Origin of the sequence: Candidatus Pedobacter colombiensis, from assembly GCA_029202485.1 — a bacterium.
GTDB lineage: Bacteria > Bacteroidota > Bacteroidia > Sphingobacteriales > Sphingobacteriaceae > Pedobacter > Pedobacter colombiensis.
In genome coordinates this window covers 3,186,267-3,203,205 of record CP119313.1, presented here as the reverse complement: position 1 = coordinate 3,203,205, position 16,939 = coordinate 3,186,267, and the positions used below count along the sequence as shown (strand labels likewise).

Annotated in this window: 16 protein-coding genes; 8 read left to right on the top strand and 8 right to left on the bottom strand. The window is 40.8% G+C overall.

The features are described from left to right. Nucleotides 1-3: 3 nt before the first annotated feature. Together P0Y49_13425 and P0Y49_13420 are read right to left on the bottom strand one after the other, a co-directional pair. A complete protein-coding gene (locus tag P0Y49_13425; protein ID WEK17799.1) occupies nt 4-4,353 on the bottom strand; it encodes a CusA/CzcA family heavy metal efflux RND transporter in 4,350 nt (1,449 codons plus the stop codon). Between the two features lie 97 nt (nt 4,354-4,450). Next, on the bottom strand, nt 4,451-4,837 hold the full coding sequence (locus tag P0Y49_13420) for a hypothetical protein (protein ID WEK17798.1): 387 nt from the start codon (nt 4,835-4,837) through the stop codon (nt 4,451-4,453). Between the two features lie 190 nt (nt 4,838-5,027). Between P0Y49_13420 and galB the strand changes: the two genes are divergently transcribed. The 3 genes from galB (at nt 5,028) to P0Y49_13405 (ending at nt 9,977) form a co-directional block, all read left to right on the top strand. Continuing rightward, a complete protein-coding gene (gene galB, locus P0Y49_13415; protein WEK17797.1) occupies nt 5,028-7,763 on the top strand; it encodes a beta-galactosidase GalB in 2,736 nt (911 codons plus the stop codon). Nucleotides 7,764-7,863: 100 nt separating this feature from the next. Then, nucleotides 7,864-9,117: an erythromycin esterase family protein gene (locus P0Y49_13410; protein ID WEK17796.1), complete on the top strand. Its 1,254-nt coding sequence runs from the start codon at nt 7,864-7,866 to the stop codon at nt 9,115-9,117. Between the two features lie 20 nt (nt 9,118-9,137). After that, nucleotides 9,138-9,977, top strand: coding sequence for a universal stress protein (locus tag P0Y49_13405; protein ID WEK17795.1), 840 nt, complete (start codon nt 9,138-9,140; stop codon nt 9,975-9,977). 34 nt (nt 9,978-10,011) lie between these two features. Here P0Y49_13405 and P0Y49_13400 read toward each other — a convergent pair whose 3' ends face one another. Continuing rightward, nucleotides 10,012-10,416 (bottom strand): hypothetical protein, encoded by a 405-nt coding sequence (locus P0Y49_13400; protein WEK17794.1) that lies wholly within the window; start codon nt 10,414-10,416, stop codon nt 10,012-10,014. 139 nt (nt 10,417-10,555) lie between these two features. Beyond that, nucleotides 10,556-10,843, bottom strand: coding sequence for a hypothetical protein (locus tag P0Y49_13395; GenBank protein ID WEK17793.1), 288 nt, complete (start codon nt 10,841-10,843; stop codon nt 10,556-10,558). A gap of 449 nt (nt 10,844-11,292) precedes the next feature. Here P0Y49_13395 and P0Y49_13390 point away from each other — a divergent pair, with 449 nt between their 5' ends. Both P0Y49_13390 and P0Y49_13385 read left to right on the top strand, forming a co-directional pair. Further along, nucleotides 11,293-11,571: a transposase gene (locus tag P0Y49_13390; GenBank protein WEK17792.1), complete on the top strand. Its 279-nt coding sequence runs from the start codon at nt 11,293-11,295 to the stop codon at nt 11,569-11,571. Continuing rightward, nucleotides 11,568-12,419: an IS3 family transposase gene (locus tag P0Y49_13385; protein ID WEK17791.1), complete on the top strand. Its 852-nt coding sequence runs from the start codon at nt 11,568-11,570 to the stop codon at nt 12,417-12,419. Before P0Y49_13390 ends, P0Y49_13385 begins: the two co-directional genes overlap by 4 nt. Before the next feature lie 46 nt (nt 12,420-12,465). Here the strand turns inward: P0Y49_13385 and P0Y49_13380 are convergent, their stop codons facing one another. The 4 genes from P0Y49_13380 to P0Y49_13365 form a co-directional block, all read right to left on the bottom strand. Further along, the gene (locus P0Y49_13380; GenBank protein WEK17790.1) at nt 12,466-13,266 is read right to left on the bottom strand and encodes a hypothetical protein; all 801 of its coding nucleotides are present in this window, start codon (nt 13,264-13,266) and stop codon (nt 12,466-12,468) included. After that, nucleotides 13,259-13,525 (bottom strand): hypothetical protein, encoded by a 267-nt coding sequence (locus tag P0Y49_13375; GenBank protein WEK17789.1) that lies wholly within the window; start codon nt 13,523-13,525, stop codon nt 13,259-13,261. The genes P0Y49_13380 and P0Y49_13375 overlap by 8 nt, the downstream gene beginning before the upstream one ends. 131 nt (nt 13,526-13,656) lie before the next feature. Further along, complete coding sequence (locus P0Y49_13370; GenBank protein ID WEK17788.1) at nt 13,657-14,508, bottom strand: IS3 family transposase; 852 nt, start codon at nt 14,506-14,508, stop codon at nt 13,657-13,659. Further along, nucleotides 14,505-14,783 carry a transposase gene (locus P0Y49_13365; protein WEK17787.1) on the bottom strand — a complete coding sequence of 93 codons (279 nt, stop codon included), beginning with the start codon at nt 14,781-14,783 and terminating at the stop codon, nt 14,505-14,507. Before P0Y49_13365 ends, P0Y49_13370 begins: the two co-directional genes overlap by 4 nt. 240 nt (nt 14,784-15,023) lie before the next feature. Here P0Y49_13365 and P0Y49_13360 point away from each other — a divergent pair, with 240 nt between their 5' ends. Genes P0Y49_13360 through P0Y49_13350 form a run of 3 tightly spaced genes read left to right on the top strand, consistent with a single transcriptional unit; the run spans nt 15,024 to nt 16,863 of the window. Further along, nucleotides 15,024-15,563, top strand: coding sequence for a peptidoglycan-binding protein (locus P0Y49_13360; GenBank protein WEK17786.1), 540 nt, complete (start codon nt 15,024-15,026; stop codon nt 15,561-15,563). 21 nt (nt 15,564-15,584) lie between these two features. Then, the gene (locus P0Y49_13355; GenBank protein WEK17785.1) at nt 15,585-16,214 is read left to right on the top strand and encodes a DUF6266 family protein; all 630 of its coding nucleotides are present in this window, start codon (nt 15,585-15,587) and stop codon (nt 16,212-16,214) included. Between the two features lie 10 nt (nt 16,215-16,224). After that, nucleotides 16,225-16,863 carry a DUF6266 family protein gene (locus P0Y49_13350; protein ID WEK17784.1) on the top strand — a complete coding sequence of 213 codons (639 nt, stop codon included), beginning with the start codon at nt 16,225-16,227 and terminating at the stop codon, nt 16,861-16,863. The last annotated feature ends 76 nt before the right edge of the window (nt 16,864-16,939 follow it).

Below are 16,939 nucleotides of genomic sequence, written 5' to 3'. Positions count from 1 at the left end.
AAATTAAGGATGAGTTAGATAATTAAGAAGAATCAACGTTTCATTAAGGTTTTTAACTGCTTCCAGGTAATCGCTTTTTACAGCAGTAGCCTGATTGATCAATTGTACCCATTCCAGGTAGTTGATATTTCCACTATTTAGTTGTTGAGTTGCTGTTTTAGCAATTAAATCAGCATTTTTTAATGATTTCGCTTCGAAATATTCCACAGTCCCGCGATATTTTCGATACTGTGCAAGGGTGGATTGGTATGTTCCGGATAGCTTTTGTAAACTCAGTTCATAATTACTTTCTGCCAGTTCCATGTTGATCCTGGCACTGTTGATTTTGCCCTTTAGATACCCGGCAAAAATAGGAATACCCAAGCCCAGCTGTACGGAACTAAATCGGTTTGAAGCTGTATAGAACTTTTCATCAGCACCAATGCCTCTGATGCTTCCGTTATTATAGCCCAATGATAACTCAGGGAGTAGCTTGCTTTTTTCGACTGCAATAGCTGCTTTGGCTATTTGTTGTTCCTGCAAAACAACTTTAATTTCGGGGTGCGCTCCAGGGTCAAAGCGATTCAGCTCATGGACAGCTATAGGTTTGATTTCAGCTACTGGTTTAAAAGTGCTGGTTGAATTGAGTAATACTTGAAACTGGAGCTGCGAAATCTCTTCATCAGCTTCCACCTGTCTCAATTGTAGCTCAATTTGTGCCAATAGTGTTTCTGCACTTGTTTTTTCAAGGATATTGCTTTCGCCCTTTAAAAGTCGAAGTTCAGCCTTTTTGTAAAATGCCGTATAAAGACTATCTGCCTGAAGTAGCAGATTCTTTTTTTGTTGCAGGTAAACCATCATGTAAAACACCTGGCTTACTTCCTTCTTTAAGCTGGCCGTTCCCAGCGCCACTGCCAGCACACTGCTCTTCCAGTCTTCGTGCAACAACTTATTTTGCCTGGCGTAAACAGTCGGAAAGCTAAAGGACTGGCTTATTCCAAACTTCGTGTCGGTATAGCTGCTGTTGATTTGTCCGCCTTCTGCAAAAACATTCGCTTGAGGAATGTTTGCAGAAGTGCTGATCAATGTTTGCCGGTACTGTGCCTTTAGTTTTTCATTTTTTACCGTTAGGTTGTTTTTTACCGCCGTATCTATTGCAGCCTGTAGGGTTATTGGCGTTTGGGCATGAGTAATGGAAGTCATGCCCATTAAGAGTAATAGTGTTGCCCCGGTAATGGCTGGTTTCTTTATTGCTGTTTTAAAGCCTGTTTCAAACATGATATATAGAATTGGTAAAACAAATAGGGTGAGGAAGGTAGCGATCAATAAACCCCCAATAACCACCGTTGCCAATGGCCTTTGAACTTCTGCGCCTGCTCCATTGCTCAGGGCCATCGGTAAAAAACCTAATGAAGCCACAAAGGCAGTCATCAATACAGGCCTTAACCGCACTTTGGTACCCATCAGCACAATGCGCTTAAGGTCTTTGACGCCTTCCTGCTTAAGCTGATTAAATTCCGAAATCAGTACAATACCATTTAACACCGCCACACCAAAAAGTGCAATAAAACCTACACCGGCACTGATGCTAAATGGCATTCCTCTCATGGCCAGAAATAAAATGCCCCCAATGGCAGATAGTGGAATCGCCGAATAAATCAATAAGCCCTGTTTCAAGGAATTGAAAGCAAAATAAAGCAGTAAGAAGATGAGTAACAAAGAAACAGGAACGGCTATCATTAAACGATTCTTTGCCGCATTTAAATTTTCAAAGGCGCCCCCATAGCTTACATAATAACCTGCAGGAAGCTTCATCTGCTGATTTACCTTTTGCTGAAGTTCTTTGACAATTGTTTGTACATCTCTTCCACGTACATTAAAGCCTACCACAATTCTCCTTTTCGCATCTTCCCGCTGTATTTGATTGGGTCCATCTTTGATCTGAACATCTGCCAATTGATATAAGGCTATCTGGTTGCCTTTAGGGGTTGGGATCAACAGATTTTGAATATCCTTTAAATCCCTTTTTTCTGATCCACTAATTCTGACCACCACCTCAAAGCGTTTTTCACCTTCAAACAGCAGTCCTGTACTTTGTCCTGCCAGAGCCGTGTTTACAATTTTATTTACATCCTCAATGTTTAGATCATATTGGGCCAATGCATTGCGGTTGTAATCGATAATGATCTGAGGCATACCGACTACTGTTTCTACATAGAGGTTTTTTGCGCCATCAACAGTGTTGATGATCTTGCCCAGCTGATTAGCGTAATGGGATAAAGTATCTAAGTCTTCACCGAATATTTTGCAGACCACATCCTGCCTTGCCCCGGTCATCAGCTCATTGAACCTCATCTGAACAGGAAATTGAAATCCGGCAGTAATCCCCGGTACATCCTGCAGGGCTTTCCCCATTTTTTCAGACAGCTCATTAAATGTTTTCGCAGAAGTCCATTCCTTTTTAGGTTTCAGGATCACCATCATATCACTTGCCTCCATAGGCATTGGATCTGTTGGTACTTCGCCACTCCCTATTTTGGTGACTACTTTTTCTACTTCCGGAAATTGATTTTTTAAGATCTTTGCCGCCTTTTGTGTATTGACAATTGTAGTTGTGATGCTGCTTCCCGGCAATACCCTGGTATCAACAGCAAAATCACCTTCTTCTAAGGCGGGTATAAATTCTCCACCAAGGTTGGTTAGCAGAAATATGGATAGGATAAATAAACTGCCAACACCCAGCATCACCATCTTCGGGAAATTCATGATATAGCCTAATGCTGCCTGGTAGTTTCGTTCTATGGAGGCCAATATCCGATCCGAGATGTTTGGGACATGCTTTGTTTTTTTGCTTAGAAAAACCGCACTCATCATAGGTATGTAGGTGAGTGAAAGTATAAAAGCGCCCAGTAGTGCAAAAGCAACAGTTTGCGCCATGGGTTTAAACATTTTTCCTTCAATCCCCTGGAGGGTAAAAATAGGAAGATAAACCACCAGGATAATGATTTGGCCAAACACCGCGCTGTTCATCATTTTACTGGCAGAGCCATTCACCTCCATGTCCATCTCTTGCTGACTTAGCCGATCATTGGCTTTGCTGTGTTTGCCATGGCTCAACCGGTGCATGACCGCCTCAACGATGATAACTGCCCCATCTACAATCAGGCCGAAATCCAGTGCTCCCAGACTCATCAGATTGCCGCTAACCCCAAAAAGGTTCATCATGATGATGGCAAATAACATCGCCAGGGGAATCACAGAGGCGACTAAAATACCGGCTCTGAAATTACCTAAGAATAAGACAAGTACGAAGACAACGATCAGTGCACCTTCCAGCAAATTTTGGCTTACGGTGCCAATGGCATTGTTAACCATCTTTGTGCGGTCTAAAAAAGGCTCAATGATTACTCCTTCAGGCAAGGTTTTCTGGATCTGTAAGATGCGGTCTTTAACATTTTTGATAACCTCACTGCTGTTGGCCCCCTTTAGCATCATCACCACAGCTCCGGCAACTTCGCCTTCATCATTGTAGCACATGGCTCCATAGCGCGTAGCGTAGCCGGTTTTAACGGTGGCAATGTCTTTAATGAAAAGCGGACTGCCTCCCGCAGTAGTTTTGATCAATGTATTTTCAATATCGTTCGTACTTTTAAAAAGCCCCTGGCTCCTGATGTACAAAACCGTTGGTCCTTTTTCGATGTAAGCACCCCCGGTATTTTGGTTATTTTTTTCAAGCGCATTGAACACATCAGTGATGCTAATGCCGTGCGATGATAGTTCATTTGGGTTGACTTCAATCGAATAGTGCTTGAGTTTGCCACCGAAGCTGCTTACCTCTGCAATTCCCTTTACGCCTAGTAATTGCCGGCGCACGATCCAGTCTTGTATAGTACGCAAATCTGTCTCATTATATTTGCCTGCATAGCCTGGTTTTGGTTTTACTACATACTGGTAGATTTCTCCCAGACCGGTGCTAACCGGGCCAAGTTCAGGAACGCCAATACCAGGTGGGATTTGTGATTGTACTTGCTGTAAACGTTCGGAGACTTGTTGACGAGCCCAGTAGATATCAGTCGCATCATCAAAAACTATAGTCACCAGGGATAAACCAAACCTGGAAAAGCTCCGGATTTCTTTGAGACCAGATATATTACTATTGGCCTGTTCAATCGGGTAGGTAACCAGCCGCTCAATATCTGTAGCACCAAATGAAGGTGCAATGGTAATTACCTGCACCTGGTTATCGGTGATGTCAGGAACAGCATCGATGGGCAGTTTAGTCACTTCATAGCTGCCATATCCGATCAGGGCGAGCATAAAAAGCGCAATAATGAGCTTATTCCTAACGGAAAAAGCAATAATGTTATTCAGCATAACCTAAAAATGTGGAAATTAGTAAATGGAAATGTGTAGCAAAGCTTCCCTTAGGGGTGCATCACCAGACATAAATCATCAATAAATTGAAACCTAATTAACAGGATTTTGGAGGTTGCCAAATACCCGACATAAAATCAGATGGAATAAAGGAATCATCTGCAATATAGATTTTTGATGAGATGATTTGCAAGGGGTTGACGTGGAACAGTACCATTGAATCCGGAATAAAAGCCGGAGCATTTGGGGCAGAAAAATGATCTGATCCCTTAAATGGCAACTGCATGTCTCTTTCATGATCAAAGTCTTTTGCGCTATCATAGATATAATGCTGCGTCAAAAAATCAAAGAATGAAATGTTAGGATTTAGTATTTTATGCTCTGCATAATGGTCAAAGAAAACCGGTAGTTTCATCAATTGAGACACCTCATTTGTAGAGAACAAATGAATCGTGAGAAACAATATTGCGGCTAACTTTTTCAAGGTCGTAAAGTTAATTAGAATTTTATCACATTTTGTAAGTATTGGTGCTATTTATAAAATAAAATGGATATCACTTGTTTTGACCAGATTACTTGTATTTATTTGTAAATACAATCGGTTGCATTGTTTTAAAATTGATAGCCAATAAACAATGTTACGATAGCCAAACTTTAACCAAAACAAATTTGATATGAACAAGTTAACTCGAATCAACCTTCTTTTTTTCTTCATAATGTTAAGCTGGATAGGGAATGTGATTGCTCAGACTAAGTCAAATGGGGTAAGGGAACGTATATTGATCAATAAAGGATGGCGGTTTTATAAATACGAACCCAGTCAAAAGACAGATGAGTTGATATATGATGTGCGTCCGGATGTAAATGTGGATGTAGATAAGATTGCTGCTGATGCCAAGCCAACAGAAGCTGTAACGGTAAAGGATTCCATTCCGGTTCTCAAATCTTATATTATGCCAACGGGCAATGATTTCTTAAAAGATAAAAATAAAGCATATGTGCGTCCTAAGGGTAATCCTGGTCAGGACTTCCCCTTTGTGCAAAGTTCTTTTAATGATAGCTCATGGGAGCAGATCAATCTGCCGCATGACTGGGCGATTAAAGGGCCATTTTATCAAGGAGACAATTCGCCGGTTGGTGGTGGTATGGGACGTTTACCTATACAAGGAGTGGCATGGTATCGAAAAAAGCTGGATATCCCTAAGTCTGATGCCGGTAAATCTATTTTTCTTGATGTGGATGGTGCAATGTCTTATGCTATGGTATGGCTAAATGGGAAATTGATTGGGGGATGGCCAAACGGGTATACTTCCTGGCGCGTCGACCTTACACCTTACCTTATTCCCGGAGGTAACAATCAGCTTGCCATTCGTTTAGATAATCCCTTAAGTTCTTCCCGCTGGTATCCGGGTGGAGGTATTTATAGAAATGTCTGGCTCACTAAAGTTGACCCTGTACATGTGGCTCATTGGGGAACATTTTTGAAAACCAGCAATATTTCAGTAAAATCTGCAAAAATAGATCTGGAAGTTAAAATAGATAACAATTCACGTAAAGATGAGCATTTGGATGTGGCCACTGCAATCTATTTATTAGATAAAAACGGCAACAAGTCGGGTACTCAGGTGGCTTCGATAGCACCAATTCAACTAACAGTTCAAGCGCTTGGAAAGGGGAAGGTACAAGGAGGAGTTATGATTGCTAACCCTAAACTCTGGTTTCCGGAACAGCACAGTAACCGTTATGTGGCAGTGACTACCGTTTCTGCAAAGGGCAAGATTGTAGACATTTATGAAACACCTTTCGGTATTCGTGATGTAAAACTAGATCCTGTGCAAGGCCTTTTTATCAATGGGAAGAAAACCGTAATTAAGGGAGTTAATCAGCATGCCGATCTTGGAGCGCTTGGTATGGCTTTCAATGAGCGTGCAGCAGAGCGCCAACTCGAGATGCTTCGCGAAATGGGTTGCAATGCCATCCGTATGTCACACAATCCACCTACACCTGAATTACTTGAGCTAACCGATCGTATGGGCTTTTTGGTTATCGATGAAATCTTTGACTCCTGGGAGCGGAAAAAGACACCCTTAGATTTTCACCTGATTTTTCCTGAATGGCATGAACAGGATCTAAGGGCATTAATCAAACGTGATCGCAATCACCCTTCAGTAATTCTTTGGAGTTTCGGAAATGAAGTAGGGGAGCAATATACCGATAAGGAAGGCGCTTTGGTAGCCAAAAAACTATACGATATTGTAAAGGATGAGGATCCAACCCGATTAACCACAGTAGCCATGAATTATTCCAAGCCCAATATGCCACTTCCCGGAGTAGTAGATGTAATTGGTCTGAATTATCAAGGGGAAGGGATACGGAATGGTGATGCCTATGCAGGACTAAAAGGGATCAACACTGCACCCATGTTCCCAGGGTTCCATGAGAAATTTCCGGATAAGCCAATTCTGAGCACAGAAAATGCAGCCGCGGTGAGTAGTCGCGGTGAGTATCTTTTTCCGGTTTATGGAGGAAATAGTTCGCCAATCAGGGATACCCTGGGTGGAAACCCAAAGAGCCACCAGGTCAGTGCTTATGAGTTGTACTCGGTAGATTTTGGTGCTTCGCCTGATAAAGTTTTCGCTACTATGGCTAAACATCCCTTTGTAGCAGGTGGCTTTGTATGGAGCGGCTGGGATTACCTTGGCGAACCTACGCCTTATTACAGTTCAAGGAGTTCTTATTTCGGCATCATCGACTTAGCCGGATTTAAAAAGGACCGCTTTTACCTTTACCAATCGCAATGGCGACCGGAAGTCCCTATGGTGCATATATTGCCACATTGGAATTGGCCGGAAAGAGTTGGTAAAGTGACACCAGTGCATGTTTTTACCTCGGGTGATGAAGCAGAATTGTTCCTTAATGGAAAGTCGCTGGGCAGAAAGAAAATGGCAGATTTTGAATATCGACTCCGCTGGGATCAGCTTAGCTATGAACCCGGTGAATTAAAGGTGATCGCCTACAAAGCTGGAAAAGTATGGGCTGAGGAAACTGTTAAAACAACAGGAGCACCCAAAAAACTGGTGCTGTCGGCAGATCGGGCTACCATTAAAGATGATGGCGTTGATTTGTCCTTTATTACCGTTAAGGTAACTGATGAGCATGGATTGATGGTTCCAAATGCAAAGCAGCTGATCAAATTTACCATTGACGGTCCGGGAGAAATTGTGGCAACCGATAATGGTGATGCGACTAACATGGTTTCTTTTGCTGCTCATGAGCGTGATGCTTTCAATGGACTTTGTCTGGTGATTGTCCGTGCTAAGGCGGCACAGTCAGGGGTAATCAGGATAACCGCAAGTTCAGCCGGGCTTGGAAGTGGCACCATGGTCGTAAATACTTCGGCATCCAGATAAGAACGGTATCCTGTAAAAGTCATCGAACATTTCATCTTTTTTGAAACAATCCTGATCCTGATTGTTTTATAGGACTGATTACTGTTTAAATCTGACTGAGATGGAATCTAATCTTGAACATTCAAAAGCCCTGGATCCTTTATTGGAGCGGATCGGTGATGCACATTGCGTATTACTTGGAGAAGCTTCCCATGGCACGCACGAATATTACACCTGGCGTACGGCTATATCGAAAAGACTGATTGAGGAAAAAGGTTTTAATTTTATTGCCATAGAAGGAGACTGGCCCGATTGTTACCGGCTGAACCGTTATATCAAAGGATACGATTCAGCAGATAAAAGTCCCGAAGAAATGCTGAGAAGTTTTAGAAGATGGCCAACCTGGATGTGGGCAAACTGGGAGGTAACGGCACTGATCAGCTGGCTTAAAGATTACAATAAGCAGCTTTATCCCAATAAAAAGATTGGTTTTTATGGCCTGGATGTCTATAGCCTATGGGAATCGTTATATGTCATTACTGAATACCTGGAAGGCACAGATCCGGCCACAGCAGCAATTGCGAAAAAGGCCATTCAATGTTTTGAACCTTATGACCGTGACGAGTACAGGTATGCCAGGGAGCAAGCTACCATAGCTGATTCTTGTCGGGATACACTGGTGAGCATGTTAACTGAAATCCGTAAAAAAGCCTCAGGATATAACCATGATCCTGAAGCTGCGCTGAATACTGAACAGAATGCGAATGTCGCTGTAAATGCAGAAGAATACTACAGGAACATGACCGGCTTTAATGACAATACCTGGAACCTGAGGGAGTCGCATATGATAGAAACCCTTTATCGGCTGCGCAAATTTCATGGGGCCGGAGCTAAAACCATTATATGGGCACACAATACACACATTGGTGATGCCAGATATACCAATATGCATGCCGAAGGCATGGTCAACCTGGGCCAGCTGCTAAGAGAAGAAATGGGGCTTCAGGATGTGGTACTCGTTGGCTTTGGATCTTATCAGGGAACAGTAATTGCAGCAAAAGAGTGGGGTGGAGAAATGGAAGAGATGAATGTTCCCGAAGCTCATCCGGGAAGTGTAGAAGAACTGCTGCATCAGGATGCTGCGACAGACAGACTCTTAATATTTGAAAGAGACAAAAAACAGCGCTTTGATAAGATGATGCCCCATAGGGCCATTGGAGTTATCTATCACCCGAAAAGGGAAAGTTATGGGGCCTCTGTATTGAGTTCCAGGTATGATGCCTTCATTTATATTGATCAGACTATGGCACTGCATCCTTTATACCTTAGACCAGATGGTCATCAAATTCCCGAAACTTATCCTTTTTCCTATTAATCTATTAAACGAGGAATATCATGGAAACAAGTAATATGCTGATACTAACCGATTTCTCCAATGCCGCTTTAAATGCGGCCAGGTATGCAGCTGCATTGGCCTATCAGCTTAAGACCCCGAAGCTGATCTTATATCATTCTTTTGAGCCTGCAGCTATACCACCTATAATTTTTGTCCCCCTTTCGGAGGGATTTACAGATTCCCTGGATGAGAGCAATGGTAGGATTACTGAATTAAAAAATGACCTTCAGGATTGGTTACCTGAACAGACTAAAATAGAAACCTTAGTAGATGACAGGGCCTTGGTGCCCGCTGTTAATACGCTAATTGGCCAGTATGACATCGGACTTGTAGTGGCGGGGATTACCGGAAAAAGTAATCTTGAAAAAATTCTGATCGGTAGCAATACCATAGGCCTTGCAAAAAATGGTCAGGCCCCATTGCTGATCGTGCCACCGGTTGCTGCTTTTCAACCCATAAAAACCATTGTTTTTGCCGGTGACCTGAAGCAGGTTTCTGAGCCAGGCTCAGTATTTGCAATCAAAACTTTCGTACATGCACTGGGGGCAAGATTAATCTTGCTGAATGTTGATGATTACGGGAAGCATTCTGATGCAGACAACAACGATGAGATGGCTGCGCTGCACGAGATTTGGGGTTCGCAAGTAGAATACCATTACATCGATCATAATGATACCGTTGCAGGCATCATGGAATTTGCAGGACAACAGCGCGCAGAATTGGTCATTACTATTCTAAAAGAGCATAGCTTTTTTGAAAATATTTTTCATCGGAGCATGACCACCAGGCTTGCATACCATACCCATCTGCCCTTACTGCTATTCAAAGAGAAGTTATAAAAGGGATCTTATCTACTATCTTGCTGTTCCAAACCTATCTTAGGTTTTTATATTTCTGATATTCAACACCTGCTATAGAATCTAACATCTTGCTTGTATACAATGCTAAACATGTACTAATGATGTGTTTACCTTCTGATCCCTCAGCAACCTTTCCTATACTGGCTATGGAATCTGATACCATCTTCACATTTGTACTTTTTGCTATGCTATCAATAATATGATCAGAGTACATTATAAACTCCCCACCGCCGCCTTTGTTCTGTTTCATAAGTTCTTTAAATGTTCTGGATCCATTAAAGCCATAGTATAGACATTTTTCAAATACTGCCTGTTTAAAATAAGCCTTAAAAATTAATTCTTTTTCATCTATCTTCGTACGTTTACAACCAAAAAAAATCATTAGGAAGATTGTAAAGCTTGATATTTTAATTCTCATATCGGTTTAATTTAAATTCCATACGTTAATGCTCACTATCTCTCCTTTAGGATTAAAATATTCTCAAAGCACAAGCATTAAACCTCGTTGCGGGACTTGTAATACTTAGGAGATTTGAAGTGTTGGAAAGGCATACATACTAATCGTAATAATCAATAGTATCGATAAACCATCTGCCTTTTTCTTTTGTAAGCGTAAATATCATTTTAGTTTGATATTTGGAAATATAAAATTGGACAATGGATTTATTGCTAACTATTACAATTTTCTTAAACAAGCCTTTTTTATAATGATCTAATATAAGTTCAGGTTCATAGCTTTGGAGAGGGATATCTAAATCTAAGCCATCTGTTTTTATAATAGCATCTTCTTCTATTTCTGGATCTTTATCTAAACCCTTTCCTATTTTATAAAAATACCCCCGCAAATTATTTAAGTATAATTCGGAGAATAAACGGCTTTTTCTGTATTTATTAAGATATAATTCAACTCCATCTTTGTCAATCTCTATCTTTTTTTTATTCCCTTGCTTGATAGCTTTAGTAATCGAATACTTGGGACTTAAATTTTCTCGATCTGTTATCTTATCCCATTCAAAAAAACTAGTAATTGTTCTTTTTATTTCAATTATATCTTTGTTTTGGACTGTATTAGTCGCATTTAAACAGAAGACAAAACAATAATAAACTCTTCATTTTGATTATTTTTTTATGCTTTTTCTAATGTGGGTTAAAATAAAATCATGATGACCAGCAAGGTTTTGATATTGGCTTTTACTTCTTCCAGAAATTTTTCAGGTTAGCGGATTATAATACAATTTATAATACTCCCCAAATATTGGACAGCTGATTAAATTCATAAATTTAACAGTTGAAAATGAAAAAAGAGCGTAGAAAATTCAGTTCTGTTTTCAAGACCAAAGTGGTGCTTGAAGCAATTAAGGAAAGTAGTACCATGCAAGAACTTGCGTCCAAATACAGTCTCCATCCCACACAGATCACCGCGTGGAAGCGTGAATTTCTTGAGAAAGCCGATACGGTGTTTGGTTCAGAGAAACCAGATGAAAAGGAAGAATCTAAAGAGAAGGAACTGTACTCCAAGATTGGCGAACTTCAGATCCAGGTTGATTTCCTAAAAAAAGTCTTGGGGAAATGAGTATGATTGAAAGGCGTAGCCTTATTTCCCCGGAGCACCAGGCGCTGAGTATTGCCAGTCAGTGCAAGCTACTGAACTTGCAGCGCAGCTGCTATTATTTCAAGCCTAAAGGCGAGTCGCTGTTCAACCAGTCGATAATGAATTTGATTGACCGTAAGTTTCTTGACTGCCCGTTTTACGGCGTGGACCGGATGACTGCGTATCTTAACAAAGATTTGGGATGTCATGTGAATAACAAGCGTATACGTCGTCTTTATCGTGTGATGAACCTGCGGACAATTTATCCTAAAAAGAACCTGAGCAAGGCTAATGCGGCACACCATAAATATCCATATTTGCTGAAAGGCTTGAAAATAGATCGGCCGGGCCAGGTTTGGCAGGCTGATATCACTTATATTCCCATGTTCAGAGGCTTCATGTATATGTTTGCCATTATTGATGTGTACAGCCGAAAGATTGTCGGATGGAGCATTTCAAATACCATGACCGTAGAATGGTGCAGAGATGTACTGCTTGAAACCATTGAAGAACATGGTACACCTGGTATATTTAATACGGATCAAGGCTCACAGTTCACCAGTCCGATCTTCACTAAAGCACTTAAAGACAGTAATGTAAGTATATCTATGGATGGCAAGGGAAGAGCCTTGGATAATGTGTTCATTGAGCGATTCTGGAGATCTTTGAAACAGGAGTATATTTATCTTAACCCACCTAACGGTGGTATGGAATTATTCCAGGGTATAAAACGGTATGTGGAATTTTATAACAATGAACGAAGGCATCGGTCAATGGACGATCTTACGCCAAATGAGGTATTCTATCAAAATAATAAAAAAGTGTCCTAAATAATCTTAAGTTTGACCTATAGCTGTCCAGCAAACCGGGAGTACTTCAGAGTATATTAGGATATCTCGTCAAAAAGTTTGGTAAGTCATTTACAAGGGCCTTGAATTTTGGATAATTAGTCAATTCTGAAACGTCTAAAATTGGTAAATTAATTGTTGAATTTGAAATGTCGTTGGCTTGAATTAATTCTGAAAACGTTGCGTCAGTATTTTCATTTAAATACGCAATTGCCCATTTTCCAAATTCTTTGGTTTCTAAAGTCTCTGCCTGTAAATAATTCAGTAGTTCTTCAACAATATTTGAATTATTGTTTAAAAAAGATACTTCGCTATCACTTAAGTGCATATCGGTATTGGGGTCTGCATTGTAATAATGGATGATCAGTTCTGTTGATGTTAATGGTTGTGGATTTGTGTTTGGGTCAGGAATGTCTTCATCGGGTATTGACATTTCAGAACAAGGTATTATATACTCCTGTCCCGGTGGTGGAGGTGTTGTTGGTACTACATAATTTGGGTCAGGATTACAATGTATAGGCGCGTAATCATCAGGATTTGTACCGCCTCCGTTCCCATTTCCATTTCCTGTAGGCGGTTGACCGCTACCGCCTGAAGGCGGGCCACCAACACCACCGCCACTTGGCCCACCATCCTCTACTGCTAAGCAATCATAAGCAGTTTCGTATGATAGGGTAGTCGTATAACCTTGTTTGGGTACATCTCCGCAGGTACAACCCCCAGCTACCCACATTTCATAGGTGTGGCCCTTACAGCTACAAAGGCTACGACCTGTAGTAAGGGTATATGTGGTGGTGTAAAAACAAATTTGTTGCTCATCATTAGACATCACGGTGCCTTTTATCCCGGATATTTTTTTTTGAACTGATTGTATTATTGGCCGTTCTATTCAAATTTTCTTCTTTAAAGTCGATAACCCGTTTTGTTTTGCCATCCCAATCCTTTACTAAAATTCTTCCTTCGTATTTCCTTGAAATTTTTGAATTTATCCATTTTTCAGTGGGCTTTAATTCTACCCATTCTGTTATGATGTGATCCTTGTTATCTTTGTACATCATCATATAATTCAAGAATCCGAATTTTACCATCTTCTTTTCTGAAATATGAACGAATACACCTTCTTTATGTAGTGGAACTAGGACGGCATTTGTTTTAATGGAAAGGCCTTTATGAAGTACTCCCGGTTTGCTGGACAGCTATAGGTCAAACTTAAGATTATTTAGGACACTTTTTTATTATTTTGATAGAATACCTCATTTGGCGTAAGATCGTCCATTGACCGATGCCTTCGTTCATTGTTATAAAATTCCACATACCGTTTTATACCCTGGAATAATTCCATACCACCGTTAGGTGGGTTAAGATAAATATACTCCTGTTTCAAAGATCTCCAGAATCGCTCAATGAACACATTATCCAAGGCTCTTCCCTTGCCATCCATAGATATACTTACATTACTGTCTTTAAGTGCTTTAGTGAAGATCGGACTGGTGAACTGTGAGCCTTGATCCGTATTAAATATACCAGGTGTACCATGTTCTTCAATGGTTTCAAGCAGTACATCTCTGCACCATTCTACGGTCATGGTATTTGAAATGCTCCATCCGACAATCTTTCGGCTGTACACATCAATAATGGCAAACATATACATGAAGCCTCTGAACATGGGAATATAAGTGATATCAGCCTGCCAAACCTGGCCCGGCCGATCTATTTTCAAGCCTTTCAGCAAATATGGATATTTATGGTGTGCCGCATTAGCCTTGCTCAGGTTCTTTTTAGGATAAATTGTCCGCAGGTTCATCACACGATAAAGACGACGTATACGCTTGTTATTCACATGACATCCCAAATCTTTGTTAAGATACGCAGTCATCCGGTCCACGCCGTAAAACGGGCAGTCAAGAAACTTACGGTCAATCAAATTCATTATCGACTGGTTGAACAGCGACTCGCCTTTAGGCTTGAAATAATAGCAGCTGCGCTGCAAGTTCAGTAGCTTGCACTGACTGGCAATACTCAGCGCCTGGTGCTCCGGGGAAATAAGGCTACGCCTTTCAATCATACTCATTTCCCCAAGACTTTTTTTAGGAAATCAACCTGGATCTGAAGTTCGCCAATCTTGGAGTACAGTTCCTTCTCTTTAGATTCTTCCTTTTCATCTGGTTTCTCTGAACCAAACACCGTATCGGCTTTCTCAAGAAATTCACGCTTCCACGCGGTGATCTGTGTGGGATGGAGACTGTATTTGGACGCAAGTTCTTGCATGGTACTACTTTCCTTAATTGCTTCAAGCACCACTTTGGTCTTGAAAACAGAACTGAATTTTCTACGCTCTTTTTTCATTTTCAACTGTTAAATTTATGAATTTAATCAGCCGTCCAATATTTGGGGAGTATTATAATTTTTTAGCAGCCCCGAACTGAGTGCGGGAATTAACCAGAGTGTGCCATTGATGGTGGTGTTAAGTCTGATTACTTATTTAATACTGATGGAGCTTAGCCTTTGGCTGTTCAACAGGTTTTTAATGAGGATGGGCTGTCCGCCGATAGATGAAATAGTTTTAAAATTTAAGGACCTAAAAGAATGGCAACAATTAATTTTTTTATGGGCATGTTATGCCTTGGTATTGTTAGCCGGGGCAGTATGCCTGGCTGCAATTTTATAACATTTGATAAATACAATTATGGAAAATCAAGAAATAGAACTGCAATCATCGAAATCGCCCGAAAAGAAATCGGTGTTAGGGAATCTGGTCACAATTCTGGCCAGAGAATCAGTGAGTATCTTAATTACGTGGGTTTTAAACAGGCTGCTCCCTGGTGCGCGGCGTTCGTCTCGTGGTGTCACAAGGAAGTAGGACTGCCAGAACCCAGATCGGCATGGAGCCCGGCATTGTTTCCTCTGCGGCGCCTGGCAAGGGATCGGCTCCCCGGAATGGTCATTGGGATTTATTTCCCTTCGATAAATCGGATAGGGCATGTTGGTTTGATTGAACAGGTACACGGAAGCTTAATTTTTTCAATTGAGGGGAATACCAACATAGCGGGAAGCAGGGAAGGGGATGCAGTAATGCGGAAAGTAAGACATAAAAGGACGATAGCGAAATATGCAGATTGGTTATAAGGACATTAAAACAGTAATATTATGGGGATTTTAAGAAGTGGAATATTTGGGGGTTTTGAGAAAAAAACAGGACGGTTGGTTGGGAGGCGGCTAAAAGACAAAAGTGTGATTTCCGGTACCCCGCACAAATCAACGAAAGCAAGGTCGCAGGCACAACTTGAGCAGCAATTGAAGCTGGAGTTGGTAATCTCATTTTTGGTGAAGTTTAGCAATCTGATCGCAGTAGGATTTAGAAAAGTTAGGGGGAAGGGAAATGCATTTAATACTGCTGTTAAGCATAATTTTAAGCATATCGTAACAGGGATAGCACCCAACTTCACTATTGATTATACGAGAATGGTTTACAGTGTGGGTAGTTTGGCCGGTCCAAATCAACCTGAACTTTCATTAATGGATGATGTAGTGCAAATCAGATGGCTACCGGATGTGCAAATGCAGTTTAGCCAAAACACAGATAAGGCAAGTTTTACAGTTTATTGCCCCGATAAGGATTTTGTGATCACAAAAATTGGTACTGCGCTCAGATCTGCGCTGAGCTATCATATGGTCTTACCTTCAGGTTTAAGTGAGGGCAGGCTTCATTGCTTTATGAATTTTGTGAGTGCTGACGGAAAATGGGTCAGCAATAGTACGTATTTAGGAACAATTTAAAAATCAAACAATGGGAATTTTAAAAAATGGTATTATGGGAAACTACCGTGGTAGAATCGGTAATCTTGTATTTTATGTTTTAAATGGTAAAACAGTGGTACGCACAATTGGCAAAACGACCAAACCTCCCACCGAACTGCAATTAAAATGCAGACAGGAAATGAGTGTGGTAAGCAGTTTTTTAAAGCACATTACAGAATTTATCAATGTGGGCTTTAACTTAATGGCTAAATATAACAATAAGCATCCTTTTAATATGGCCCTTTCCTATAATAGGAAGTATGCTTTACAGGGAAGATATCCTGATATCGGGGTAAACTTTAAAAAGGTATTGGTGACAGAAGGAAGTGTGTTGAATGCGATAGATCCGTTCATTGAAAGCATACCTGAGGGGTTAAAGTTTAGTTGGAGTTGTCCTGATAGTTTAAACTGGTCACGGCCTAATGACAATGTGATGCTGCTTGCGTATTTTCCGGTATTGCAAAAAGCGGAGTATGTTCTTTATGGAGCAAAAAGATCAGCAGGTTCAGATATTTTAAGTCTTCCAGCTGATCTGTTAAATGAATATATGGAAGTCTATATTTCTTTTGTCGCAGAAGATAGAAGGGGGATTGCTAATAGCACCTATCTCGGGAGTTTTAATGATTAGCTTATTCCAAAATTCTTTTTGTATTTTTCTATCGGCGAAAATGCAGGATGTAAAATGTCAATGGTTTGATCAAATA